This window comes from Aggregatibacter segnis, assembly GCF_003130075.1.
GTDB lineage: Bacteria > Pseudomonadota > Gammaproteobacteria > Enterobacterales > Pasteurellaceae > Aggregatibacter > Aggregatibacter segnis_A.
Genome location: NZ_NRCW01000001.1, coordinates 68,764 through 93,072 on the forward strand (window position 1 = coordinate 68,764; position 24,309 = coordinate 93,072).

Here is a 24,309-nt window from a genome sequence, read left to right on the forward strand (position 1 = left end):
CTATGCGCAATCTTAATAAAGAAAAAATCACTCTTGAAAAATGGCAATTAGAAGGGCTTTTAGAGAAAGTCCATCAGCTTTCATCATTGCTATTGGCTTTATCTGAAACCGACTATTCAAAATTAAATGAATGTGAAATTCAGGCGGCAATAGTCGCTGCATTTAGAGTAAGTGAAAGCAATTATTCGGCTTTGAATAAATTATTGGAGGGCGAAGATGACTAATTCACCTTACAAATTAGTGATATTGGACAAACAGGGCAAAATTGATTTTGTGGGGCATTATCCTACATACGAACAAGCCTATAAAGCTGCTGAATTTTTAAAAAATAAAGATGTTCATTCAGAAATCAGAATTAGCAACCCCGACGGATTAGGCGAGGATGATGAAAATGATTAAACCGATGGCACAACAGCAAACACAAGGCACGGTTAAGCCTAAGATTCATGGGAAACTCTCATTCAATCCTTTACACGCGGAATATGCGCAAATCAGCCGCCAATTTAAGCTAATTCATGATAGCAACCGCAAATGCCTTGAAGTTTATCCGGACGATTTCCATCACAAACTAAAAATGCGTGGCGAATGTGCGGATTTAGTAGAACGGTTGAAAGGCGGCGGAAAGTTATTTAACGAATTGGCGAAAGCTGCCGATTTAACAGAAGAACAGACTACCCTTTTAAAAGACTTTAACCAGGCAAACGGCTATTTAATTTCTAAATTCTCCGAAGTAGTAACACAAATTGAACGATTACAGGTGGTGGCAAATGCGTAAGTTAAAAACCAAAGTAAGCAAGAATCGCCCGAGCCTATTTGAGGAAGAACGCTTGCCGGATTGGGAACAGTTGGTAAAAGCCATTAAACAGACTGAATTTTATCTTAGCTTTGCCAAAGACTACATTCACAACGGACATTTAAAAGGAGCAACAGACGCGCTGAAATCAATTAAACGAGCAACTACAGCAGGATTGAAAATCACGGGGGTGAAATAATGGATCTCAATCAAAAAATGGATTATTCCAAACTAAATGCCGTTGAATTGAATGCTATTTCAATCAGTCATCAGAACATGGGAAAACCTAAAGATGAAGCCTTTAATTCGTCTTTCCCTTATACCACCGAATCAATTTTGGCATTAGCCGAACAGTTTATTGATTATCCCGCTGAATATCTCGGTGGGCTAAAAATTATTCATGATGAACTACTGGCTATCAATAAGCATTTATTAGCAATGGCACCAAAACCGCCTTCTTTAGCGCCGGAGGAAACCGCAGCAATGCTATCCAATGATGAACTGATAGATGGTTTATTAAAACATTGTGTAGTGAATTCTTTGGTAAGCGCGTTTTCCTATTTTCAAAAAACAGTTGCCATGCGCATTCATATAATTGAGAAAGGCGCAGTTGAGGGGGTAAATCATGGCGCACTTAATTAATGCACCACATTTAGCGGATCAACCGAAAGAACCTTATTCAGCGTTAATCATTCTTGCCGGGCGTAAGGCTTGGCAAGCATGGAACAAAGGAAAAGGCGAAGAATGGTTATTGTTGTGTTCATTGGTGGAAGGTATGGACGCTAGACAAAAGCCAGTGATTCTTGCCGAACAGCAGCTTGAAGATATTTCAGGAATCAGACTAGCCGACCCGGAACAACGCTCAATCATGATTTTCCAATGTGGTGAATTAGAACCGACCGAAATCACTGGTATTTGCCATAATTTAGCAAAGCATACAAAAGCCGATCATGTCGTTTTATATGATGGTGCCGCGCAGATGAAGGAAAATCTAAGTGGTTACATTCAACGCCTACGCACGGATAAAAGTGCGGTAGAAATTGCGGATAAAATTGCTCCGCCACCGAAATTGAAAGAAAAGGACGGCACCAACGTAAAAGCCCGGGCATTCGTAAAATGGTTGGATCTAGATATTGCTCAACACAGTTTAGATAAGGAGCTTTATCATTACACCGGCGCAAATTGGGAGATTCTACCGAGATCGGAATTAGAGGTTAAAGCCGTTCAGTTTTACGATGAACAGGAATTTACTTATAGCGCCCGTTCTATTGATTCAATGATTGATACAGCGAAGATTCAAGCGGCCAAAATGGGGGAACAATCCAAGGAGCTATTAGCCTTTAAAAACGGCGTATTAAATCGTTCGACCTTGGAATTTTCCCCGCATTGCAGGGAAAACTGGCTCACTTCCTTTATTCCGCACGATTACACGAATCAGGAAGAAAATACACCGCACTTTGATAATTGGTTGAATTTTGTTGCTGATAGTAAGGAAGATAAAAAGCAAGCCATCTTGGGCGCACTTTACGCAATTTTAACGAATCGCCATAACTGGCAGTTATTCTTTGAAGTAACCGGTGATGGTGGCAGCGGAAAATCGGTATTTGCGCAAATTGCCACAATGTTAGCCGGCGAACAAAACACGGAAAGTGGGCGATTAGTCGATTTAGACGAACCGCGCGGCCGTGAAAACTTTGTGAATAAAACGCTCATTCTATGCCCGGAACAATCCCGCTATGGTGGTGATGGTGGCGGACTAAAAAGCATTAGTGCGGGTGATTTAGTCAATATCGATCCGAAGCACAAAAGCAAGTTTAAAGCAGTCATTCCCGCGATTGTGCTAATCGTAAACAATGAGCCGACACGCTTCACAGAAAGAAACGGAGGTATTGAACGCCGCCGAGTGATTTTTCACTTTGATAAGGTGGTGCCGGAAAGTAAACGCGATCCGCGCTTAATGGATAAGATAGAAGCCGAAGCTGGCGGAATTATTTATAAACTGATTCAGGCTTTTAAAAATCCGTTGGACGCGAAAAAAGCGCTAACCAAACAACAGGAAAGCGCCGAAGCGTTAGAAATCAAAATGAACTCAGATCATTTAACGGTGTTTTGTAGTTATTTCCTAACCTCCCAAGAAAGTAACGGGCTAGGAATTGGCAACACGAAAACCGGACTTCCAAGAACGCATCTTTACCCTGCTTATTTGGTATTTACTGAAGTCAATAATATTCAAAATGCTTTAACACTGAATAACTTTACCGAATCATTAAGACAAGGATTGGCACAACATAAAAATAAATATCCATACACCCGCAGGCGAATTACTTCCGGTGCGGAAAAAGGAAGATATATCACTAACGTACACTTTAAAGACTTTGACGAGTTTTATAATGAGTACATAAAATCAAATAGATAGTGAAAGGCGCGGCATAAAAACCGCGCTTTTTTTATCTAAAAAGGTGAATGCCAAGGTGAACAACACCGACTTCCCCTTCACCTTGTAACCAATTGAAAAACAAGGGAAAAGCAATCGGTGAACGAGTGAAGGCAGTTTTTAAATATTTTCCACGCACATCACTTTTAACGTTCACATTGTTCTACATAATCGCCCCAAAGTTGCATCACCGGCTTACGTTGTTCAAGGAAATCAGCCCTATCGTAAATCTTGCCTGTTTGCGTACCCGTCTTATGAGAAATACACATTTCAGCCACTTCATAATCAATACGCTGATCAGCTAAATAAGTGCGTCCGATTGTTCTTAATCCATGAGCTGTTTGTTTATTCTTGTAGCCTAAATCAACTAGCATTTTATTGATTGTTTGACTGCTCATTGGTTGGTTAGACTTAATCCAACTTTGAAAAACATATTCGCTTTTCACAGATATACTTTTCATTTTGTTTAGAATTTCCATAGCTTGGGAAGAAAGAGGAATTACAAAAGGATGCCTTTTCTTCATTCTGTTAGCCGGGATAGTCCATAAAGATTTTTTAAAATCAATTTCAGACCATGTGGCGTTACTTGCTTCAGCAGGTCGTACCATGGTTAATAACTGAAATTTGAATAATAACTTTGTTTGAATGGCCGCACTGGAATACATCACGGCTTTTATTAATTCCGGTAGTTCTTTTGGTGTTATTGCCGGGTTGTTGGTGGATTTTCCAAAGTTAAATACTTCATTGATTCGTAAGCAAGGATTAAAGGCAATTAGGCCGTAGTTTACAGCGAAATTAAGTACTTCATTCAATAGCCGAATGGTGCGCTTTAATGTATCGCCCTTGCCTTGGTTATAGAGTGATTCTAATGCTTCAATAACAACCTTTGGCAAGATTTCATTTATCGGCATATCACCAATAAAAGGAAACAAATAGATTTCCATGCGGCGCCAATCTTTTTTTAATGTCTCAGCTTCTACTTTTTGAACCTTCTTGGCCTTCCAACGATTAGCAACAGATAGCAAGCTATTTTCTATATGCTCAATAGCAGCTTTCTGTTCTTGTTCTTTATGTTCTTGTGGATCTATGCCTTGAGCCAACAAAGAGCGATATTCTTCACGAATAGAACGGGCTTGAGCTAAAGATAAAGCGGGATAAGTTCCTAAAGAAACTTTAGTACGTTTTTTAGTAAGTGGGCGGATATAGTTAAAACGCCATGATTTAACGCCGGTAGGCAAGACTAATAGAAATAATCCGTAGCCATCAGTAAGGGTGTATTCTTTGGCTTTCGGCTTAGATCTTTCTACCTCGGTATTGGTTAGAGGTTTAGTAATTTTAGGCATATTTGGTAACCATTTAGCAATTTTATGTAACCACGGAAAAGGGATATTAGCACATGGTTACAATCGTGGTTACAAAAAAGAGCGGTTAAGGGCGATTATTTACGAGGGAGTACGATAGGATAAAATGCTATAACTTCTTATAAATACTGGATTTGATTAGTGTTTTTGATGGGTTGCGAGGGGGCGTGATAAGTTTTTTGGTGCCCCCAACAGGACTTGAACCTGTGACCAATCGATTATGAGTCGACTGCTCTAACCGACTGAGCTATGGGGGCGGTAAGAGTTGCGGTAGGATTATAGGGAAATATCGGGTTAAAGTCTAGCCGCGCCATCTTGTGTGTGTTTAATTTAAACAAAAAAGGATAAGCCTTTTGACTTATCCTTTTTTCTTGTATTAAAAATTACTCGTCCAAGAAACTGCGTAAGGTTTCGGAACGACTTGGATGACGCAATTTGCGTAGCGCTTTGGCTTCGATTTGACGAATACGTTCACGGGTCACATCAAATTGTTTGCCGACTTCTTCTAATGTGTGATCGGTGTTCATGTCGATACCGAAACGCATACGAAGCACTTTCGCTTCACGTGGCGTTAAGCCTTCCAACACCTCGTGTGTCGCCGCTTTTAAACTTTGTGCGGTGGCAGAATCGAGAGGAAGTTCTAAGGTAGAGTCCTCAATGAAATCACCTAAATGGGAATCATCGTCATCACCGATTGGGGTTTCCATGGAAATCGGCTCTTTAGCAATTTTCAGCACTTTACGGATTTTGTCTTCCGGCATGCCCATACGTTCCGCTAATTCTTCCGGTGTTGCTTCACGTCCCATCTCTTGCAACATTTGACGAGAAATACGATTGAGTTTGTTGATGGTCTCAATCATATGCACCGGAATACGGATGGTACGTGCCTGGTCTGCGATAGAACGGGTAATTGCCTGACGAATCCACCAGGTGGCATAAGTAGAGAATTTGTAACCGCGACGGTATTCAAATTTATCTACGGCTTTCATCAAACCGATGTTACCTTCTTGAATTAAATCAAGGAATTGTAAGCCACGGTTGGTATATTTTTTGGCAATGGAAATCACCAAACGAAGGTTCGCTTCCACCATTTCTTTTTTCGCACGGCGGGCTTTGAGTTCGCCTTGTGCGATACGTTCACCAATTTCTCGAATTTGCGGGATGGTTAAATTCGTGTCTTGTTCAATTTGAACTAAATGAGCAATTGCTTGGCGCAATTCATCTTCATACTGTACGAGTTTTTCAGACCAAGACTTACCGGCGGCAAGCGCTTTTACCAACCATACATCGCTGGTTTCATGACCAATAAAACTTTTTTGGAAACTGGATTTTGGCATTTTAGCGTTATCCACCACAAGACGTTGAATCAGACGCTCTTGATGACGAACACGTTTCATCATATCTCGCGTGGATAAAACAAGGGTATCAAATTGCTTTGGCACTAAACGGAACTGAGTGAAAATATCCGATAATGCCTGAATTTCATCTTTGGCTTTTTTACCGGTTCGACCGTGTTTTGCAATGATTTCTAGCGTTTTTTGATGTTGTTGTCTAAGTGCGGTGAATTTTTCACGTGCAACCTCAGGATCAATGCTGTTATCGCTATCGCTGTCATCACTGCTGCTTTCTTCGCTATCTTCTTCATCTTCACTTTCATCATCCATTTCAGCAGCAGCTACGTTTTCTTCGCTTTCTTCTGCATGGAATTCATCTAATTCGGCCGTTTCTGATTCGCTTAATACGTTTGGATCCACGAAACCGGTAATTAAGTCGGCTAAACGAACGCCGCCACTTTCCACCAAATCATATTGTTCAATGAGATTGGTAATGGCTTCTGGGTAAGCGGCAATAGCACTTTGAACTTCGTTGATGCCTTCTTCAATTCGTTTAGCGATATCAATTTCACCTTCACGGGTGAGCAATTCTACGCTACCCATTTCGCGCATATACATACGCACCGGGTCAGTCGTGCGACCGAGTTCTGCTTCCACGCTGGATAATACTTGGGTTGCTTCTTCAACGACATCTTCATCGGTGATATTTTCATTGAGCATCAGATCATCCGCATCCGGTGCGGTTTCCAACACTTGAATCCCCATGTCGTTGATCATCTGAATAATATCTTCAATTTGATCCGCATCGACTAATTCTTCAGGGAGGCTGTCATTCACTTCGGCATAGGTTAAATAACCTTGCTCTTTCCCTTGAGCGATGAGTAGTTTCAATTGAGATTGTGGATTTTGATCCATATTTGATATCCGCCTTGCTTACTTATTTGGAGAAGATAAAATGCTAGGAATTCTAACATTCTTACTCAGGTTTAACTATTTCTTTTCTTGTTTTTTTACCAACAAATGTGAAAGCTCTTTTTTCTCGTTGAGATCCAATCCTTCCGCACGATCTTTAGCGATGAGCCAATGGATGCGTTTATCAACCAGTTGCAGGTAAAAGTAACGTAATGTTTCGCGGAACGTGTCCTCGATCTTATCGTCTTCAATCAAGTGGTTCCACGCCAGTAGTTTTTCAAGTATTTTTTGTTGTTTTGTATCACGCCAGTGTTCCAGTAACAGCCCTGCACTGATGCCTACTTTTTCGCGGCAAAGTGCGGTCAATTCTACGAGTAAATCGTAGCCTGGTTCATCCAAATTTTTGAGAGGTTCCAAATCCGGCACGAATTTCACCAGCTCCGGGTTTTGTAACAATAACGCAATTAAAATCCGCATGGGGGTTCGTTTGAATTGAATTTTTTGTGTAATCGGAGTGTTATCCGTTTGTAATTTCTCCGGAAGTAAACTTTCTAATTGTGCTGGATCTACAATAGCTAGTTTTTTAGCAAATAGATGGCGTAGCTCCATCCTTAATGCCTTGCTAGGGATTTTTTCAATTAAAGGTATTCCAAGGGCAGCAAGTTTAGTTTTGCTTTCTTTTGAAGAAAAATCCACTTTGGGGGTTAAGTGAGCGAACAAAAATTCACTTAAAGATTGCGCCTTCTCAATATATTCCTCGAAGCCTTGCTTACCATATTGACGAATGAAACTATCCGGGTCTTCGTCATCAGGTAAAAAGATAAATTTCAGTTGGCGACCATCTTCCATATAAGGCAACGCATTTTCCAGTGCACGCCATGCTGCATCACGCCCGGCGCGATCGCCGTCATAACAGCAAATGACTTGTTCCGTGGAGCGAAAAAGTAATTGAATTTGTTCCGAGGTAGTGGACGTACCGAGAGACGCCACGGCATAATTGACCCCGAATTGGGCGAGTGCCACCACATCCATATAGCCCTCTACAACCAGTAATTTTTGTGGTGAATCATCCGCCTGTAAGGCTTCAAATAAACCGTAAAGTTCACTGCCTTTGTGATAGGTGACGGTTTCCGGCGAGTTTAAGTATTTTGGTTTTTCATCGGTTAACACGCGTCCGCCGAAAGCTACGGTGCGCCCGCGACGATCGCGAATAGGGAACATAATCCGATTACGGAATTTGTCGTACACATTGCCACGATCATTGCGCGACAGCATGCCTAAATCGAACAGTTTTTGTTGCTCTTCACGTGTTTTACCAAATTGACGATAAACGGTATCCATGGCGTTTGGCACATAACCGATTTGAAAACGTTCAATGATTTCCGCTGATAAACCACGCTGTTGCAGATAACTTTGTGCAGGAATATTTAACGGTAATTGTTGCTGATAAAACTTAGCAATTTCCTGCATAAGTTCATACAGGTTACGTTTGGTTTGATAGCCAACTCGCTTGCCGTTATCGTTAAAGTGCGGTCGTTTTTCGTAGGGAATTTCTAAACCGAGAAAACCTGCCAGTTCTTCCACCGCTTCCACAAATTCCAGCTTGTCGTATTCCATCAAAAAGGAAATAGCATTGCCATGCGCACCACAACCGAAACAATGATAAAACTGCTTTTTATCGCTGACGGTAAAAGAAGGCGTTTTTTCATGGTGAAACGGGCAGCAGGCTTGATAATCACGGCCGGCTTTTTTCAGTTTTACGCGGGAATTAATTAAATCGACGATGTTAATTTTGGTTAAAATATCGTCTATAAATGTGCGGGGAATGGAACCTTTCATCGAGTATTTTGCCTCTTATTGTGAACGAAATATGAGCCTAACTGATGAGATTGAGAGAAAATAAAACCGTGAGCCTTGGAAGATTCACGGTTTTTATAACTCGAGTTAAAAATACTGCTAATTAGTATAAACGTGTATTGCGAGCGTTTTCACGAGCAACGCGTTTTGCGTGACGTTTTGCGCGAGTTGCATTTTCACGTTTACGAATTGTCGTTGGTTTTTCGTAGAATTCACGAGCACGAACTTCTGCTAAGATACCAGCTTTTTCGCAAGAGCGTTTGAAACGACGTAATGCTACGTCAAAGGATTCATTTTCACGAACTTTAATTACAGGCATAAGCCAATCACCTCAATGAGTTTAATTAATTTAATTGCAATTTAAATTTTACTTGTTGCCACAAGTCGTGGCAGATTCAATAAAGGTCGCAATTTTAATCCAACTTCACAGGAAAAGTAAAGGGAAGATTCACCTTTTCCTGAAATCCGTTTTGAGAAACTGGTTAAACCCTTGTAAAAAAGGTAAAATTCGCCCCAATTAAATCCCATATAAAGAGAACAAAAATGCGAATTTTAGGCATTGAAACGTCCTGTGATGAAACGGGCGTTGCCATTTATGACGAAGAAAAAGGCTTGATTGCTAACCAACTCCATACGCAAATTGCGCTACATGCCGATTACGGCGGCGTTGTGCCGGAACTGGCTTCGCGCGATCATATTCGGAAATTAGCGCCATTATTACAAGCCGCCTTACAAGAAGCCAATCTTACTGCGAAAGACATTGACGGCGTAGCCTATACAAGCGGTCCCGGCTTGGTCGGCGCATTGTTAGTAGGTTCTACCGTAGCACGTTCTTTAGCGTATGCGTGGAATATCCCTGCCATCGGTGTACATCACATGGAAGGGCATTTACTGGCGCCAATGTTGGAAGAAAATCCACCGCACTTTCCTTTTGTGGCGTTGTTGGTGTCCGGCGGACATACCCAATTAGTGCGTGTGGACGGCGTCGGACGCTACGAATTATTAGGCGAATCTATTGATGATGCCGCAGGGGAGGCGTTTGACAAAACGGCAAAATTACTCGGCTTGGATTATCCCGGCGGAGCGGCATTAGCCCGCTTAGCGTTAAATGGTACGCCGAATCGTTTTGCGTTCCCTCGCCCAATGACCGATCGTCCTGGTTTGGATTTCAGCTTTTCCGGTTTAAAAACCTTTGCTGCCAATACGCTTCATCAAGTGATGCAAGAAGAAGGGGAATTAACCGAGCAAAGCAAAGCGGATATTGCTTATGCGTTCCAAGAGGCTGTGGTGGACACGCTCGCCATCAAATGTAAGCGTGCGTTAAAGCAAACAGGCTTGAAGCGTTTGGTAATTGCTGGTGGCGTGAGCGCCAATAAACAGTTGCGCCAAACCTTGGCGGAGCTGATGCAACAATTGGGCGGTGAAGTGTTTTACCCGCAACCGCAATTTTGTACCGATAACGGCGCTATGATTGCTTACGCCGGCTTCTTACGTTTAAAACAAGGACAGCAGCAAGATCTTGCCATCGAAGTGCGTCCCCGCTGGGCAATGACCGAATTAACTGCTGTTTAATTCGATATCAAATCAAAGTGCGGTCAAAAATTTAAACGTTTTTTTGACCGCACTTCAGTTAAGGATACATTATGGACAACATTAAATTTAGAGCAATGCGTGCTGCCGGTATCGGCTGTTTCGTTATGTTAGCGATTATCGGTTTCTTTGTATTTACCACACCGACAAATGAGCTGATTGATTTCTTAACAGAGATTGGCCAAATGGCAGGTGGGCGAACCACCATCGGTGTTTTCATTCTTGCTTCGTTACCGCCGCTGACCGGTTTTATTTGCTATTACTTTTGGAAATGGGTACTCAAATAATGGCTAAGTTGTATTTTTATTATTCCACTATGAATGCAGGAAAATCGACAACTTTGCTGCAATCTTCCTATAACTACCGTGAACGCAATATGAACACGCTGGTTTATACGGCGGCGATTGATGATCGTTTCGGCGCCGGGCGCGTGACTTCACGTATTGGGATCAGTGAACAGGCGAACACCTTCGCACGTGACACGGATTTATTTGCAGAAATTCAACAACACGTAACGAAAGAGCCGTTGCATTGTATTTTGGTGGATGAAGCACAGTTTTTAACCAAAGAACAGGTTTATCAACTGAGCGATGTAGTGGATAAACTGAATATTCCTGTTTTATGTTATGGCTTGCGCACTGACTTTCAAGCAGAACTTTTTGAAGGGAGTCGCTATTTGTTGGCATGGGCGGATCAGTTGGAAGAACTTAAGACTATTTGTTATTGCGGACGTAAAGCCAATTTCGTATTGCGTTTAAATGAACAAGGCGAGGTCGTCAAACAAGGGGATCAAATTCAAATTGGCGGCAATGACAGCTATTTATCGGTCTGCCGATTGCATTATAAAGAACGCATGGCTGAATAGATGGTTTCAAAGTGCGGTTGTTTTTTTAGGTTTTTTTGTAGGGACAGGCTTTATGCCTGTCCTTATTTTTTTGTTTTTATACTTTATCCATTAACCCATGCCAAAAACGCCTCCTCACTCAACACCTGCACGCCCAATTCTGCCGCTTTGCTGAGTTTGGAACCTGCCGCTTCACCGGCGATAACATAGTCGGTTTTGGCTGAAACACTGCCACTGACTTTGGCGCCGAGTTGTTGTAGCAGTGCTTTGGCGTCGTTGCGTCCCATTTGGGAAAGGGTGCCGGTGAGTACCACGGTTTTGTCTTTGAACGGGTTTTCTTTCACGTCCTGCACTTCAACGGTTTCCCAATGCACGCCTTGAGCGATGAGATCATTCACCACCGCAACATTGTGTTCTTCGCGCCAGAACACAAAAATGCGATTCGCGACCACTTCGCCCACATCAGGCACTTTTTGCAGCTGTTCTAAATCGGCATTTTGCAACGCTTCTAAGGTTTTGAAATGGTTCGCCAGATTTAATGCGGTGGCTTCACCCACATCACGAATACCCAACGCAAAGATAAAACGGGCGAGGGTCGTGTGTTTGGCTTTTTCTAAGCTGGCTAACGCATTTTCAGCCGATTTCGGCCCCATACGTTCCAAGCGGGTGAGTGTGGTTAAATCCAACTTGAACAAATCTGCCAGGGTATGAACCAATTCGCGATCCACCAGTTGCTCAATCAGTTTGGCGCCTACGCCGTCAATGTCCATGGCTTTGCGTGATACGAAATGTTTTAGCGCTTCTTTACGTTGTGCTGCACAGAATAACCCGCCGGTGCAACGTGCCACCGCTTCGCCTTCAATGCGAACAATTAAGGAATCGCATACCGGACAGCGCGTTGGAAAGACAATTTGGCGCGCGTTGGCCGGGCGGCGATCGTGTACGACGCCAATAATTTTTGGAATCACATCGCCGGCGCGATGAATAATCACCGTGTCGCCGATAGCAATGTTGAGGCGCTCGATCTCGTCGCCGTTATGTAAGGTTGCGTTACTTACCGTTACCCCGGCAACGAATACCGGTTGTAGTTTAGCCACAGGCGTGATGGCACCGGTGCGACCGACTTGGAATTCCACGTCATTTAATACCGTCAGTTCTTCTTGAGCAGGAAATTTGTAAGCAATTGCCCAACGCGGTGCTTTGGAAATAAAGCCCAGTTTTTGTTGCAACGCAATGTCATTGACTTTTAATACCGTGCCATCAATGTCATAGCCCAAGGAACTGCGTTTTTCCATCATAGTGCGGTAGAAATTTAAAACGTTTTCAACACCATCACATAAACGAATTTCGCTATTTACCGGCACGCCGACGGATTTCAACCACTGCAGGCGTTCATAGTGCGTTGGCGGCAAATCGACGCCTTCAGCAATACCAATGCTGTACGCGTTAAGCATTAATGGACGTTGGCTAGTAATTTTTGGATCTAATTGGCGTAAGGAACCTGCCGCCGCATTACGCGGGTTAGCAAAGGTTTTTTCTCCCTGTTCCAAGGCGCGTTCATTTAGGCGCTCGAACCCCTCGTGCGGCATAAACACCTCACCGCGCACTTCCAAGCGTGCTGGCGGATTGTCCGTCAATAGCTGCAAGGGGATGTTGCGAATGGTACGAATGTTTTGTGTAATGTCTTCGCCTATTGTGCCATCACCGCGCGTTGCCGCTTGGGTCAGCACGCCATTCACATACAAAATACTGACCGCCAATCCGTCCAATTTAGGTTCGCAACAAAATGTTAATGGCTCGGGCACAAGCCCTAAACGATCTTGAATACGTTTCACGAACGCCAAAAACTCCTCATCAGAAAAGGCGTTATCCAGCGAAAGCATTGGGATTTCATGGTGAATTTGGGCAAATTCCGACAACGGGCGCGCGCCCACCCGTTGGGTCGGCGAGTCGGCGGTGACGAGTTCCGGATGTTGTTGTTCCAAAGCTTTGAGCTGATGAAACAGGCGATCGTATTCGCTGTCGGGAATTTGCGGATCGTCTAAAACGTGATACTGATATTCGTGGTGGCGTAAGGTTTTTCTGAGGTCATCGACTTTCTTATTAGCATGATCATGTAGTAACTGAATTAGTTTCTTGATTATGAGAGTGTGTAGAATAATTATTAACTTACAAATTGGTTTGTTGGTATAGCAACGTAGGATTTTTAAGAGATTTTCAATTTCTTGTTGAGTTGAACTTGTCATTATTATTCCATAAAAAATACTGAAAAAAACGACCGCACTTTTGAGGTGCTCAATGAGCGAAAAGTGCGGTCGTTTTTGCAAACGTTTTTAAGCCGCGTGATGAATTAAGCTACTTTGGACAAATATTCCTGTTCGGCGTGGTCATTGAAAATTTCTTGTTTATCCGTGAGGACGAAACCGCCAAGTTCATCCGCCAAACTACGGGCGGCGCGAATCATGGTTTTCAGATTGACGATGTCATTGCCCGGTGAAGGTAATTGCATGAAAATGGCAATACCAACGGTGACCAGATTGTCCATGTCGTAAGGATTAAAGGTGCCGGGCTGTTGTAAATTTGCCACGCTGAACAATACTGGGCTGGCAGCGGTTAAATCCAAATGGCGATGATAAATATGCTGATCGCCAAAAATAAAACCTAGGCCATCGAGTGCTTGAGCTAAGCGTCCACCGTTAAATTCACGATTTTCCGGCGCAACTACATATAACATAATGAAGTCAGGCGTACGTTGATTTTCTGAGACCATTTCCCCCGCAGAGGTTGTTGATTGGTTAGTCGCCGAGTGTTGTTCATTTGCCTGGTTTAATGAAACGGTTGGCGTCACATATTCGTTTTCTGTGTGACGTGAGTTGCTTTCAGCCAGAGAAGCCGTGTTTGGTTCAGCGTAAGAAGACTGTTCATCATAAGATTGGAACGGTGTATTAGCTTGTACCATCACGGGTTGAATAGGTTGAGTCGGTTGGTCATGAAAGGAATAGGACGCCGTTGATTCAACGTTATTCAATGTTGTGTTGGAGGTTCCATTCGGTAAGGTAATTTTAATTTCATCGACGGCACGCTCAATGGAATGAGGCTCGTTTATGCTTGGTGTGGCAGTAGCTTCAAAATCCAATGCTTGCTGTTGTGGAGGCGTTTCTTCGACAAATGAATGCTCCGGTTTGTCGGCAATCAGTGCTTCTGTTATCGGCTGTGCCGATTGTGGCGCATTAAAACGATTGGGTTGATGATTTTGTGAAAAAGTATTGGCGTTTTTGAAATATTGGGATTTCTCGCGACGGTTTGACCAAATGCCGTGCGCAATCAATGCCAATAGGGCGATAACCCCCAAGATAATCAAAATAGTATTTAAATCCATTGCCGACTCTCCCATCATGTAAAACTCATGTATAAGTGGGCGTAAGCTTATCATATTTTTACAAAATTGATGAGAGACAACGTTTGATTTTTTTCGCCGCACTTTGTATTCTGGGCCTCTTTTCCTTGGGGGAGAACGTGATGTTGAAAGAGCAAGAAATAAAAGCCGGTTTTGAATATTTTGTGATGGGCTGGCACTTAATTTTACAAAAGGGGTTACGCCGTTTTGTGATCCTGCCGATTTTATTAAACGTACTGTTGTTAGGCGGCTTATTTTGGATGTTTGTGAGTCAAATAGGTGGTTATATTGACGGCATTATGTCCTATGTTCCTGATTGGCTTGCGTGGCTGAGCGGCATTTTATTGCTGGCTTCCATTTTGATGATTTTAATCCTGTTTTACTTTATTTTTACGACCTTGTCGGGTTTTATCGCAGCGCCGTTTAATGGTTTATTGGCAGAAAAAGTCGAAAAAATGCTGACAGGGGAAGATTTGCAGGAAATGTCTTTATGGGATTTTCTGAAAGATGTGCCTCGTATGTTAGGGCGTGAATGGCAAAAGTTGGTTTATAGTTTGCCTAAAATTATCGCCTTGTTTTTATTAGAGTTTGTGCCGTTACTCGGGCAAACTGTGGTTCCGATTGCCACTTTTGTATTTACCGCGTGGATGTTTGCAATTCAATATTGTGACTATCCTTTTGATAATCACAAGATTCCTTTTGACGTAATGAAAAATGAGTTGGCCATTAAGCGTAATGTAACCGTTACTTTCGGTGGTTTGGTTTCATTATGCACGTTTGTACCGGTCGTGAATTTAGTGATTATTCCTGTCGCGGTGTGTGGCGCAACGGCAATGTGGGTGAATGAATATCGCCGTTTATTTAAGCGCTCTTCGCAAGACAAAACCGGCACGGAAGTGAGCTTGCATCATGCTCATGATGTTGGCGGACAAATCGTGACTAAATAGCTTTTAGTTATTATTTATAAAAAATAGCTATTTTTTTATTGCGAGCTCTCGTGTTAAAACTAGCGCCATAAAATATTCCTTATGGTTTGGAGAACAGTATGACTATTTATAACGACAATTCTTATTCTATTGGCAATACGCCGTTGGTGCGTTTAAAACATTTTGGCAGCGGTAATATCGTGGTGAAAATTGAGGGGCGTAACCCAAGCTTCAGCGTGAAATGCCGTATCGGCGCGAACATGGTTTGGCAGGCAGAAAAAGATGGTTCTTTGACGAAAGATAAAGAAATCGTGGATGCGACCAGCGGGAATACCGGCATTGCTTTGGCCTATGTAGCAGCGGCACGCGGTTATAAAATTACGCTCACCATGCCGGAAACTATGAGCAATGAGCGTAAGCGTTTATTGCGCGGTTTGGGCGTGAATTTAGTGCTTACCGAAGGTGCTAAAGGCATGAAAGGCGCGATTGCCAAAGCAGAAGAAATTGTGGCATCTGATCCAAGTCGTTATGTGATGTTAAAACAGTTTGAAAATCCGGCAAACCCAGAAATTCACCGTAAAACCACCGGTCCAGAAATCTGGAAAGACACTGAAGGCAAAATTGATGTATTGGTTGCCGGCGTGGGTACTGGTGGTACCATCACCGGGATTTCCCGTGCCATTAAATTAGATCATGGTAAACAAATTATCTCCGTTGCCGTAGAACCGGCTGAATCACCGGTGATTACTCAAACTCTTGCCAGTGAAGAAATTAAACCGGGTCCACACAAGATTCAAGGGATCGGCGCAGGCTTTATTCCAAAAAATCTCGATCTTTCCTTAATTGATCGAGTGGAAACGATTGATAGTGAAACGGCGATCGTGACTGCCCGTCGTTTGATGGCAGAAGAAGGGATTCTTGCCGGTATTTCTTCCGGTGCGGCTGTCGCTGCGGCTGATCGCTTGGCGAAACTGCCTGAATTTAAAGATAAACTGATTGTGGTGATTTTACCGTCTGCGGCAGAGCGTTATTTAAGTACCGCACTTTTTGACGGCATTGAAGTGTAATAAAGGAAAGCAAAATAATGTTTGGTAAAAAGCCTGTCATTTGACAGGCTTTTTGTATGCCTTATTTACATCACTTAAGGGGCGAGGATTTGTTTAACCCGTTGTTGCAATGCCGGGATGACTTCTTGCACAAACCAAGGATTTTTAGCCAACCACAACTGATTGCGAGGGGAAGGATGCACGAGCGGCAAAAAGTGCGGTAGAAATATTCGGTAATTTTTTACGGTTTCTGTCACATTAAGTTTGTTCTGCGGCAGATAATATTTTTGTGCATACTGCCCGATTAAAATGGTTAATTCGATATTCGGTAGGCCTGCTAGAATTTGTGGATGCCATTTTTCTGCAAAGCCTTTACGCGGCGGCAGATCGCCTGATTTGCCTTTTCCCGGATAGTAAAAGTCCATTGGAATCACTGCAAACAAGCCGGAGTGATAAAACACTTCACGATCGACACCCAACCATTCACGTAGGCGATCACCGCTTTGGTCATTCCAATACAAACGCGTTTGTTCTGCTTTGGTGCCCGGTGCTTGTCCGACAATGTTAATGCGTGCTGTCGTTGGTGCTGCAAAGAGTGGTTCTATGCCACGTTCAGTGAAGGGTTGATTTTGCGGATCGCACATAATGGCGTTTTTTATTTGGGGCAGCGTTGACATAATGGCGTTTTTAATAAAGTTCTTGTGTGAGATAAAAACTCAATAAGCCGGAGTATCCGGTTTATTGAACAAAAAGTGCGGTGGTTTTTTGCGGTGTTTTCACGCTATTAACGTGGCACACATTGTTCTGCGAGAACTTCCCCAACACTGGTTTTTAAAGTGGAAACATCTTTGCGTTCTAACCACACCCAATGAATGTTGGCATAATTTCGCCCATTTTCCGCAATTGTCGGGCTTAGTTTATGGGTCACATTGTTAAACGTTAAACTGATGGAACGCGTTTTGTTTTTTTTGTGCTTGGTAGTGTGAAACACAATACGAACGATTTTGTCGTCCTTACAAAGGTATTCCTTCATTTCCCCTTTTTGAGTAGCTTTTTGTAAAACCGGTTGTGGCGGTTTTTCGGAGACTTTAGGTTCCATCGGCTTGGCGGTGCAAGCAGCAATACCCAGTAACGTCAGTAATATAAAGCTCGCTCTTAACATAATGTGTACCCTTCTAAATGGAATAAGCGTAGTGTTGACTACGCTTATTGAATTTTACGGATTATTTTTTAAATTGGTAGCTACCGTCAGCTTGGCGAACAAAGCGTGCGCCATTGGAGAGGCGAAGTTCGTTAACACGACCTTGTGCGTTTACTGTCACCTGAACTTTATCGCCCGGTTTGAAACTGCTTAGAGCGTTGCCGGCGCCATTGGCTTTTGTCATGGCATTCACATCGGCAATTGGTAGGTTGTTATTACGAAATACCTGCATTAACGAGACGCCTTGTGGAACGACTAAGGTTTTGCTTCCTGCACTCGTATTAACTGTTTTAGTTGTTGCCGGTTTCGCTTCTAAAATCTCAACCACTTGTTTTTCGGTTTTCGCACTTTGGGCTTTTGCCGGTTGATTTTTAGTTTCAGCTTTTTGCACTTTTTCGGCTGTTTTTGTTTTCACCGGTTCCGATTTTTTCACTGTTTCATGTGGTGTGCTTTGCGGCTTAACCATTTCTTGTGGTTTAGCCGGTTCCACGGCTTTTGGTTGTTCCGCCGGTTTGTTTTCGGAAACCGAATTCATTGTTTGAGGTTCTGCTGCCGGGGTATTTGCCATCGGTTCATTGCTTTGTGCAGGAACAATATTTTCAGCAGTATTTGGCTGTGTACCGGTGCTGGTCGGGTTATCCAACACAGTTGGCTCGTTCACTTGTGATTGATCCAGTTGTTGGAATTGAATTGGTACGTCATTGTTGCTTTGTTGTTCATAAGATTGCACCGTATCTGAACTTGGTTTCATCCATAAAATGAACATAAGTAGTAGCACCAGGGCCAAAATGGTGACAAAAAGACGACGATGTTTTTGCGGTAGCATCGCTAACATTGGCCAGGTTTCAGGGTTTTTAAGGCTGACGACCGGTTTTTCTACGCTTTCTGCTTGTGGTTTTGTTTCGGTTGTTGCGGTATCAAGTACAGGCTCGACAACCACATTCGTGGTTTCGATGGATTCTTCTGCAATAATGGTTTCTTCTGCTACATTTGAACTTGCTGCGGCTACATCAGTAGGTGCTGAATCACCGAATACCGGTTCTTTGCGGGTAGCAAATTGATTTTCTGTATTTTTTTGTTCTTTTTTAGCGAACATGCCTTTCGCTTTCTCAAAGAAGGACGGTTCCGGTTTTGTCGGTTTTTTCGGGGTGATTGGTTCCATTTGATTAAAACCTAAATCCAATTCATTTTGCGCCGGATTATTTTCATTTTCCGGGGTTATTTTTTCAGAATCCACAATATACCTCTGATTAATGAATGATGCTCTGCCATAAAGTGCGGTTGTTTTTCTCAACGTTTTTAGGTGATGAACGAAGTGAGAAATCGAATTTATTACAATAGAAATTGATAAGTAAAAAATCGCGCCTATTTTAAAACATCTTTTTCTTTTTTGATACCGTCTTCTCAAGACGAATATAAGGTTTTATTCGGCTCTCCGCCGATTTCACGGGCAAGTTTCGGCACTAAATAGCCGGAGCTAATGCGTTGTAGTTCTTTATAAATTTTCAGGGCTTGGGTGTCATCCAGATAAAAATGCGTTGCGCCTTCGACTTTATCTAGCAAATGCAAATAATAAGGCAAAATACCCACTGAAAATAAGCGGTCGCTCAATGTTTTCAGAATTAGTGCGTCATCATTCACATTTTTGAGTAAAACCGATTGGTTTAATAAAACGACACCGCAATTCTTTAATTTCGCCATAGCATGGGCAAAAGTTTCATCAATTTCATTGGCGTGATTGACATGGGTGACCAAAATTTTTTGCAACCGGGTTTGCGCTAAAAGGCGACAAAACGCATCGGTTATCCGTTGCGGAATAACGACCGGTAAGCGGGAATGAATACGAAGGCGTTTTAAGTGCGGTATGTTTTCTAAGTGTTTTATCAGCCACTCGAGCTCATGATCTTTTGCCATCAGCGGATCGCCACCGGAAAAAATCACTTCTTCAATTTCAGGGCGTTCCGCAATATATTGCAACGCTTTTTGCCAATTTTGCTTGGTGCCTTTGTTGTCTTCATAAGGAAAATGACGGCGGAAACAATAGCGACAATTTACTGCGCAACCGCCTTTTACCATAAATAACAAGCGATTATGGTATTTGTGCAAGATATTGGGTACGACATTTTTCTCTTCTTGTTCTTCCAGCGGATCTTTGCTGAATCCTTCTGATTGTAAAAATTCATCCGCAGAAGACATGACTTGCAAAAATAAGGGATCGTGTGGATTGCCTTTTTCTATCTTTTCTACAAAAGGCAGCGGTACCCGCATGGCAAATAATTTGCGCGCTTCAATGTCTTGTTTGAATGATTCAAGAGGGAGTTCGAGGTGTTGCAATAAAATTTTCGGGTCTGAAATTCCGTTTGCGAGATGTTCTAACCAACTTTGTTCTTCTCTAATCGGGATGTTTTGATGTAGAATAGCCACTTTTAAAAAAACAATCTTTTTTCTTGAGGATAATATGGCTACATATACTACCAGTGATTTCAAACCAGGTCTAAAATTTATGCAAGACGGCGAGCCTTGCGTGATCGTTGAAAATGAGTTCGTTAAACCCGGCAAAGGTCAAGCGTTCACCCGCACCCGTATTCGTAAATTAATTTCCGGCAAAGTATTGGACGTAAACTTCAAATCCGGTACTTCTGTTGAAGCTGCTGATGTAATGGATTTAAACTTAACTTATTCTTATAAAGACGATGCGTTCTGGTATTTCATGCACCCGGAAACATTTGAACAATATTCTGCGGATGCGAAAGCCGTAGGCGATGCGGAAAAATGGTTGTTAGACCAAGCAGATTGTATCGTTACCTTATGGAATGGCGCACCAATCACAGTAACTCCGCCAAACTTCGTTGAATTAGAAATCGTTGACACCGACCCAGGTCTTAAAGGTGATACTGCAGGTACTGGCGGTAAACCGGCAACATTAAGCACCGGTGCTGTGGTGAAAGTGCCATTATTCGTACAAATCGGTGAAGTGATTCGCGTTGATACCCGTTCCGGCGAATACGTTTCTCGTGTGAAATAATTTTTGCTTGCATAAAAATAGCCTACATGATGTAGGCTATTTTTTTATCTGAAATTTATCAAACCTGATATTTGCTTTTATCGCCAATATCAAAATGCAACGGCATGCGCCATTTTTGAATGCTTAATAACAAAATTAAAAGCCCGGTGATAAAGCATAATAGGCTGCTTAACCAAGTAATATTGAATAATAAGGCAAACCATAACACCGCAAAAAATATCGGTTGTAGATTTAAGGCAAAGACACGGAAACAAAAATATTCTTTATAACTTAATCCGCCGAGGACTAAAAATGCCGCTCCCAGTGCCAGTTGTGGAAAACCTAACACTTGGCATAACAAGCCCACCCACATGGCAAATTGAAAAATATAACGGAAGTTTTTCATATATAAATGCACGCAAGCGGCACATAACGTCGCTGCGATAAGCAAACCAAAGTGTGCTGTTGTGGGATACCAAGGCAGCATAAACAACATTGGAACGGCAAGGACAAAGCCCAAGCGATAAATGATTACTGTTGTGTAATCCCAACGATCCATAGGCGATTTAATATGCGGATCAGCCATTTTTTCTCCTTAACATATCATTAATAAATTCGATTGAATGGGGCGTGACTTCTAAAAGGGAAGAGGTTTCTCCCCAATCACCCAGCACGATGCGATGAAAGTGCGGTGGAATTTCATGGTGTTTTTGACGGTGCGTATGCCCATGAATCATTTGCGTCACATGAAATTGTGTAAAAATTTGCTGCACAAAAGCGGCATTCACATCCATGATTTCCGTCGATTTTAATTGTTTATCTTGGCGGCTTTTCGCGCGAATTTTCTCTGCGATTTTTAACCGCACTTTTAACGGCAAATGTAAGAACAGCCACTGGCGCCATTTTTGATGAACTTTTTTGCGATATTGTTGATATTTCACATCGTCCACGCAAAGGGTGTCGCCGTGACATAAAAGGGTGGGCGTGCCGTATAAATCAATGACTTGATACGTTGGCAGTAACGTCAGCCCGCACGCATTAGCAAATTTTTTGCCAATCAAAAAATCCCGGTTACCGTGCTGAAAATAGCATGGCACGCCTTTTTCTGTCAGATGTCTGATGAGCTGTTGCACTTCGCTGATGAGATCGGATTGTTCATCATCGCCAATCCAAAAATCAAATAAATCGCCCAAAATATAGAGTTTTTCTGCTTCTGGCGCTTGTTCTTGCATAAATTGACGAAACAGGGCTAATAAGTGCGGTCGATTTTCGGAGAGATGTAAATCCGCAATAAAATAGGTTTTTTGCATAGAAATTCAATTAAAAAATTTTTGATTAGATTAGCACATTTCATCGTTATGAATACACTTAACGGGCTAATTTCGTTATACTTACGCAAATTTTTAAGGGGCTTTATCATGCTAAAAATCGCCAGAATTTTCATCATTGTTATTTGTTGTATTCTTATTTGTATCCTCGGTACGCTTTATTCTTTCATTCGTTTCCGTAATCCGAGTAATGTGGGCATTTTTGCCCGTTGGTTTGGACGGTTACATCCTCTCTTTGGGTTGAAAGTGGAACATCGTTTCCCGGCGAATGCCGATAAAGTGGGTCGTTGTATTTATATCGGCAACCATCAAAATAACTACGATATGGTGACCATTTCTTACATGGTCATGTCTCGTACAGTGAGCGTTGGTAAGAAGAGTCTGATTTGGGTGCCGTTTTTCGGTATTTTATATTGGGCAACGGGCAATATTTTTCTCGATCGTGATAATCGTTCTAAAGCGCATAACACCATGTCGGAACTGGCTCGTCGTATTAATGAAGATAATCTGTCCATTTGGATGTTCCCGGAAGGAACGCGTAGTCGCGGGCGCGGGTTATTGCCGTTCAAAACCGGAGCATTCCACGCCGCCATTGCCGCCGGTGTACCCATTGTGCCTGTCGTTTGCTCTACAACACACAATAAAATCGATTTAAACCGTTGGGATAATGGCACGGTGATTTGTGAAATGCTGGAACCTATTAATGTATCCGGCTACAGCCGTGAAAATGTGCGCGAATTAGCGGAATATTGCCATGATGTGATGCAAAATCACATCGCTGAATTGGACCGTGAAGTGGCACAAAAAGCAATTGAACAGAAAAACGAGAATAAGCAGGCTTAAATGAAACATTGCTCCCGTCGTCAGCTACTCAAAACAACGTTATTTTCTACCGCACTTTTCAGTGTGCCGACGCCTTTGTTGGCGGCAACACGCCCAGCTTTGAAAATTCCGCCACTCTTTGAAGTTCGACGGGGTAAGCCGATTTTTCTGAATATGCAAAATACCCAAACTTCTCTCGTGTCTGGAAAACGTACCGAAGTGTGGGGGTTTAACGGCAGTTATTTAGGGCCAACCATTAAAATTAAGAAAGATGACTTTGCTAAACTGAACTGGAAAAACAATTTACCGCAATTTGTTGCGATGAATATCCAAGGCTTACAGGCATCGGGCGAGCTTATTGGTGGTGTGGGTAAAAATTTACAAAAAGGTGAAACTTGGGCACCGATTATTCCGATCAATCAAGCCCCTGCAACCTGCTGGTATCATGCTTGCACCCTTGCCAATTCAGCGTATCAAACTTATCGTGGCTTGGTCGGCTTGTGGCTGATTGAGGATAAGGAGAGTGTCAAATTGGGATTGCCGCAGAAATATGGCGTGGATGACATCCCGTTAATCTTGCAAGATATGCAACTCAATAGTGATGGCGCACAACTTTTTCAGCAGAATCAAGGGGCTTTTCTTGGTGAACGATTGTTAGTCAATGGGCAGGAAGCTCCTTATTTCAATGTACCGCGTGGGTTAGTGCGTTTACGTATTTTAAATGCGTCTCTTTCCCGCACTTATGAGCTTCGTTTTGAGGATGAGCGAGCGTTTACATTGATTGCACAAGATCTTGGTTTTTTACCACAAGGCAAAACCTTAAATGTGATTAAAGTCGCACCGAGTGAGCGTGTTGAGCTTTTAGTTGATTTGAATGACGGCGACAACGTTTCTCTCATCGTGGGGAAAAAGCGTGATTTTATTGATAACATTCGTTATTTCTTCGGCTCCGAAGGGGAGTTAATTGACAATACGGTTTTGGAACTACGTCCGGACGGCTTAGCCGGTGCATTCGCACAAAAAGAACAAACATGGCAATTTGTCACCGATGCGCCAAGTCTGTTGTCTGCTAAGGTGCAACAGGAACGAGCATTTCATGTGGATGTCACTAATGCCACCATTAACCGGAACCGTTTTGACCCGCGTCGTTTAGATGTGTCAGCAAAACTAGGCAGTGTTGAACGTTGGACGTTAACCGCTTCCGCAGCAGTAGGATTTGCGTTACGAGGCGCAAAATTTATTGTGGAATCCATTAACGGTAAAGCGTTGGAAGAAAGCGAAATCAGCTGGAAAGACAGCGTGTTGATTAATGGCACAGTGGCTATTTTGGTGAAATTCGATAACACCTCCTCTAATAACTATCCTTTTACTTTTGGCGCGTCTGATTTAATGTTGGCGGATAAAGGCTGCATGGGATTAATGTTGGTGCAGTAAATAACATAAAAATATAAAAAAAAGAA

The 24,309-nt window shown here is 42.6% G+C and carries 25 protein-coding genes, 1 tRNA gene and 1 pseudogene; 14 read left to right on the forward strand and 13 right to left on the reverse strand.

Going from position 1 to position 24,309, the window contains the following annotated elements:
- Positions 1-2 precede the first annotated feature (2 nt).
- The 6 genes and pseudogenes from DK415_RS00370 to DK415_RS00395 all read left to right on the forward strand — a co-directional run bounded on the left by DK415_RS00370 (position 3) and on the right by DK415_RS00395 (position 3,209).
- On the forward strand, positions 3-224 hold the full coding sequence (locus tag DK415_RS00370; RefSeq protein WP_109431957.1) for a hypothetical protein: 222 nt from the start codon (positions 3-5) through the stop codon (positions 222-224).
- Complete coding sequence (locus DK415_RS00375; RefSeq protein ID WP_109431958.1) at positions 217-399, forward strand: hypothetical protein; 183 nt, start codon at positions 217-219, stop codon at positions 397-399. Before DK415_RS00370 ends, DK415_RS00375 begins: the two co-directional genes overlap by 8 nt.
- 10 nt (positions 400-409) lie before the next feature.
- Positions 410-775: pseudogene (locus DK415_RS00380) on the forward strand (hypothetical protein); the annotation flags it as partial.
- Entirely contained in the window at positions 768-992 is a 225-nt protein-coding gene (locus DK415_RS00385; protein ID WP_109431959.1) for a hypothetical protein, read from the forward strand. The pseudogene DK415_RS00380 and the gene DK415_RS00385, both read left to right, overlap by 8 nt.
- A complete protein-coding gene (locus tag DK415_RS00390) occupies positions 992-1,435 on the forward strand; it encodes a hypothetical protein (RefSeq protein ID WP_109431960.1) in 444 nt (147 codons plus the stop codon). The genes DK415_RS00385 and DK415_RS00390 overlap by 1 nt, the downstream gene beginning before the upstream one ends.
- Complete coding sequence (locus tag DK415_RS00395) at positions 1,419-3,209, forward strand: DNA primase family protein (protein WP_109431961.1); 1,791 nt, start codon at positions 1,419-1,421, stop codon at positions 3,207-3,209. The genes DK415_RS00390 and DK415_RS00395 overlap by 17 nt, the downstream gene beginning before the upstream one ends.
- 164 nt (positions 3,210-3,373) lie before the next feature.
- On the opposite strand, the gene DK415_RS00400 is transcribed toward DK415_RS00395, so the two are convergent.
- The 5 genes from DK415_RS00400 to rpsU all read right to left on the reverse strand — a co-directional run bounded on the left by DK415_RS00400 (position 3,374) and on the right by rpsU (position 9,010).
- On the reverse strand, positions 3,374-4,570 hold the full coding sequence (locus DK415_RS00400; RefSeq protein ID WP_109059173.1) for a tyrosine-type recombinase/integrase: 1,197 nt from the start codon (positions 4,568-4,570) through the stop codon (positions 3,374-3,376).
- A gap of 198 nt (positions 4,571-4,768) precedes the next feature.
- Positions 4,769-4,845, reverse strand: a tRNA-Ile gene (locus DK415_RS00405).
- A 126-nt stretch (positions 4,846-4,971) separates the two neighbouring features.
- Positions 4,972-6,837, reverse strand: a complete 1,866-nt coding sequence (gene rpoD, locus DK415_RS00410) for an RNA polymerase sigma factor RpoD (protein ID WP_109431962.1) — start codon at positions 6,835-6,837, stop codon at positions 4,972-4,974.
- A gap of 75 nt (positions 6,838-6,912) precedes the next feature.
- Positions 6,913-8,673 (reverse strand): DNA primase, encoded by a 1,761-nt coding sequence (gene dnaG, locus DK415_RS00415; RefSeq protein ID WP_109431963.1) that lies wholly within the window; start codon positions 8,671-8,673, stop codon positions 6,913-6,915.
- Between the two features lie 121 nt (positions 8,674-8,794).
- Positions 8,795-9,010: a 30S ribosomal protein S21 gene (gene rpsU / locus DK415_RS00420; protein WP_005701713.1), complete on the reverse strand. Its 216-nt coding sequence runs from the start codon at positions 9,008-9,010 to the stop codon at positions 8,795-8,797.
- Positions 9,011-9,234: 224 nt separating this feature from the next.
- Here rpsU and tsaD point away from each other — a divergent pair, with 224 nt between their 5' ends.
- The 3 genes from tsaD to DK415_RS00435 all read left to right on the forward strand — a co-directional run bounded on the left by tsaD (position 9,235) and on the right by DK415_RS00435 (position 11,146).
- A complete protein-coding gene (gene tsaD, locus DK415_RS00425; RefSeq protein WP_109431964.1) occupies positions 9,235-10,263 on the forward strand; it encodes a tRNA (adenosine(37)-N6)-threonylcarbamoyltransferase complex transferase subunit TsaD in 1,029 nt (342 codons plus the stop codon).
- A gap of 71 nt (positions 10,264-10,334) precedes the next feature.
- A complete protein-coding gene (locus DK415_RS00430; protein ID WP_006719229.1) occupies positions 10,335-10,568 on the forward strand; it encodes a hypothetical protein in 234 nt (77 codons plus the stop codon).
- The gene (locus tag DK415_RS00435) at positions 10,568-11,146 is read left to right on the forward strand and encodes a thymidine kinase (protein ID WP_109431965.1); all 579 of its coding nucleotides are present in this window, start codon (positions 10,568-10,570) and stop codon (positions 11,144-11,146) included. The genes DK415_RS00430 and DK415_RS00435 overlap by 1 nt, the downstream gene beginning before the upstream one ends.
- Before the next feature lie 83 nt (positions 11,147-11,229).
- Here DK415_RS00435 and ligA read toward each other — a convergent pair whose 3' ends face one another.
- Both ligA and zipA read right to left on the reverse strand, forming a co-directional pair.
- Positions 11,230-13,371 (reverse strand): NAD-dependent DNA ligase LigA, encoded by a 2,142-nt coding sequence (gene ligA / locus DK415_RS00440; RefSeq protein WP_239305459.1) that lies wholly within the window; start codon positions 13,369-13,371, stop codon positions 11,230-11,232.
- A 104-nt stretch (positions 13,372-13,475) separates the two neighbouring features.
- Positions 13,476-14,504, reverse strand: a complete 1,029-nt coding sequence (gene zipA / locus DK415_RS00445; RefSeq protein ID WP_109431966.1) for a cell division protein ZipA — start codon at positions 14,502-14,504, stop codon at positions 13,476-13,478.
- Positions 14,505-14,644: 140 nt separating this feature from the next.
- Between zipA and cysZ the strand changes: the two genes are divergently transcribed.
- Positions 14,645-15,469: a sulfate transporter CysZ gene (cysZ, locus tag DK415_RS00450; protein ID WP_109431967.1), complete on the forward strand. Its 825-nt coding sequence runs from the start codon at positions 14,645-14,647 to the stop codon at positions 15,467-15,469.
- Positions 15,470-15,567: 98 nt separating this feature from the next.
- Positions 15,568-16,515: a cysteine synthase A gene (gene cysK / locus DK415_RS00455; protein ID WP_109431968.1), complete on the forward strand. Its 948-nt coding sequence runs from the start codon at positions 15,568-15,570 to the stop codon at positions 16,513-16,515.
- A gap of 74 nt (positions 16,516-16,589) precedes the next feature.
- On the opposite strand, the gene DK415_RS00460 is transcribed toward cysK, so the two are convergent.
- From DK415_RS00460 to epmB, 4 genes are all read right to left on the reverse strand, one after another.
- Complete coding sequence (locus DK415_RS00460; protein WP_162540445.1) at positions 16,590-17,171, reverse strand: uracil-DNA glycosylase family protein; 582 nt, start codon at positions 17,169-17,171, stop codon at positions 16,590-16,592.
- 107 nt (positions 17,172-17,278) lie between these two features.
- Complete coding sequence (locus tag DK415_RS00465; RefSeq protein WP_109431970.1) at positions 17,279-17,656, reverse strand: MliC family protein; 378 nt, start codon at positions 17,654-17,656, stop codon at positions 17,279-17,281.
- A gap of 61 nt (positions 17,657-17,717) precedes the next feature.
- Positions 17,718-18,932 carry an opacity-associated protein OapA gene (gene oapA, locus DK415_RS00470; RefSeq protein ID WP_109431971.1) on the reverse strand — a complete coding sequence of 405 codons (1,215 nt, stop codon included), beginning with the start codon at positions 18,930-18,932 and terminating at the stop codon, positions 17,718-17,720.
- 167 nt (positions 18,933-19,099) lie between these two features.
- Entirely contained in the window at positions 19,100-20,119 is a 1,020-nt protein-coding gene (epmB, locus tag DK415_RS00475) for an EF-P beta-lysylation protein EpmB (RefSeq protein WP_109431972.1), read from the reverse strand.
- A gap of 34 nt (positions 20,120-20,153) precedes the next feature.
- Here epmB and efp point away from each other — a divergent pair, with 34 nt between their 5' ends.
- Positions 20,154-20,720 (forward strand): elongation factor P, encoded by a 567-nt coding sequence (efp, locus tag DK415_RS00480; RefSeq protein ID WP_005544066.1) that lies wholly within the window; start codon positions 20,154-20,156, stop codon positions 20,718-20,720.
- 58 nt (positions 20,721-20,778) lie between these two features.
- On the opposite strand, the gene DK415_RS00485 is transcribed toward efp, so the two are convergent.
- Entirely contained in the window at positions 20,779-21,285 is a 507-nt protein-coding gene (locus DK415_RS00485; RefSeq protein ID WP_109431973.1) for a DUF2301 domain-containing membrane protein, read from the reverse strand.
- Positions 21,278-22,009 carry a UDP-2,3-diacylglucosamine diphosphatase gene (lpxH, locus tag DK415_RS00490; protein ID WP_109431974.1) on the reverse strand — a complete coding sequence of 244 codons (732 nt, stop codon included), beginning with the start codon at positions 22,007-22,009 and terminating at the stop codon, positions 21,278-21,280. The genes DK415_RS00485 and lpxH overlap by 8 nt, the downstream gene beginning before the upstream one ends.
- A gap of 108 nt (positions 22,010-22,117) precedes the next feature.
- Between lpxH and DK415_RS00495 the strand changes: the two genes are divergently transcribed.
- Positions 22,118-22,870 carry a 1-acylglycerol-3-phosphate O-acyltransferase gene (locus DK415_RS00495; RefSeq protein ID WP_109431975.1) on the forward strand — a complete coding sequence of 251 codons (753 nt, stop codon included), beginning with the start codon at positions 22,118-22,120 and terminating at the stop codon, positions 22,868-22,870.
- On the forward strand, positions 22,871-24,283 hold the full coding sequence (locus DK415_RS00500) for a multicopper oxidase domain-containing protein (protein ID WP_109431976.1): 1,413 nt from the start codon (positions 22,871-22,873) through the stop codon (positions 24,281-24,283).
- Positions 24,284-24,309 lie beyond the last annotated feature (26 nt).

Bases quoted from the DNA above. Each gene is read 5' to 3' on its own strand.
- DK415_RS00370 (WP_109431957.1), top strand. From the start codon at position 3: ATGCGCAATCTTAATAAAGAAAAAATCACTCTTGAAAAATGGCAATTA.
- DK415_RS00375 (WP_109431958.1), top strand. From the start codon at position 217: ATGACTAATTCACCTTACAAATTAGTGATATTGGACAAACAGGGCAAA.
- DK415_RS00385 (WP_109431959.1), top strand. From the start codon at position 768: ATGCGTAAGTTAAAAACCAAAGTAAGCAAGAATCGCCCGAGCCTATTT.
- DK415_RS00390 (WP_109431960.1), top strand. From the start codon at position 992: ATGGATCTCAATCAAAAAATGGATTATTCCAAACTAAATGCCGTTGAA.
- DK415_RS00395 (WP_109431961.1), top strand. From the start codon at position 1,419: ATGGCGCACTTAATTAATGCACCACATTTAGCGGATCAACCGAAAGAA.
- DK415_RS00400 (WP_109059173.1), bottom strand. From the start codon at position 4,570: ATGCCTAAAATTACTAAACCTCTAACCAATACCGAGGTAGAAAGATCT.
- rpoD (WP_109431962.1), bottom strand. From the start codon at position 6,837: ATGGATCAAAATCCACAATCTCAATTGAAACTACTCATCGCTCAAGGG.
- dnaG (WP_109431963.1), bottom strand. From the start codon at position 8,673: ATGAAAGGTTCCATTCCCCGCACATTTATAGACGATATTTTAACCAAA.
- rpsU (WP_005701713.1), bottom strand. From the start codon at position 9,010: ATGCCTGTAATTAAAGTTCGTGAAAATGAATCCTTTGACGTAGCATTA.
- tsaD (WP_109431964.1), top strand. From the start codon at position 9,235: ATGCGAATTTTAGGCATTGAAACGTCCTGTGATGAAACGGGCGTTGCC.
- DK415_RS00430 (WP_006719229.1), top strand. From the start codon at position 10,335: ATGGACAACATTAAATTTAGAGCAATGCGTGCTGCCGGTATCGGCTGT.
- DK415_RS00435 (WP_109431965.1), top strand. From the start codon at position 10,568: ATGGCTAAGTTGTATTTTTATTATTCCACTATGAATGCAGGAAAATCG.
- ligA (WP_239305459.1), bottom strand. From the start codon at position 13,371: ATGACAAGTTCAACTCAACAAGAAATTGAAAATCTCTTAAAAATCCTA.
- zipA (WP_109431966.1), bottom strand. From the start codon at position 14,504: ATGGATTTAAATACTATTTTGATTATCTTGGGGGTTATCGCCCTATTG.
- cysZ (WP_109431967.1), top strand. From the start codon at position 14,645: ATGTTGAAAGAGCAAGAAATAAAAGCCGGTTTTGAATATTTTGTGATG.
- cysK (WP_109431968.1), top strand. From the start codon at position 15,568: ATGACTATTTATAACGACAATTCTTATTCTATTGGCAATACGCCGTTG.
- DK415_RS00460 (WP_162540445.1), bottom strand. From the start codon at position 17,171: ATGTCAACGCTGCCCCAAATAAAAAACGCCATTATGTGCGATCCGCAA.
- DK415_RS00465 (WP_109431970.1), bottom strand. From the start codon at position 17,656: ATGTTAAGAGCGAGCTTTATATTACTGACGTTACTGGGTATTGCTGCT.
- efp (WP_005544066.1), top strand. From the start codon at position 20,154: ATGGCTACATATACTACCAGTGATTTCAAACCAGGTCTAAAATTTATG.
- DK415_RS00485 (WP_109431973.1), bottom strand. From the start codon at position 21,285: ATGGCTGATCCGCATATTAAATCGCCTATGGATCGTTGGGATTACACA.
- lpxH (WP_109431974.1), bottom strand. From the start codon at position 22,009: ATGCAAAAAACCTATTTTATTGCGGATTTACATCTCTCCGAAAATCGA.
- DK415_RS00495 (WP_109431975.1), top strand. From the start codon at position 22,118: ATGCTAAAAATCGCCAGAATTTTCATCATTGTTATTTGTTGTATTCTT.
- DK415_RS00500 (WP_109431976.1), top strand. From the start codon at position 22,871: ATGAAACATTGCTCCCGTCGTCAGCTACTCAAAACAACGTTATTTTCT.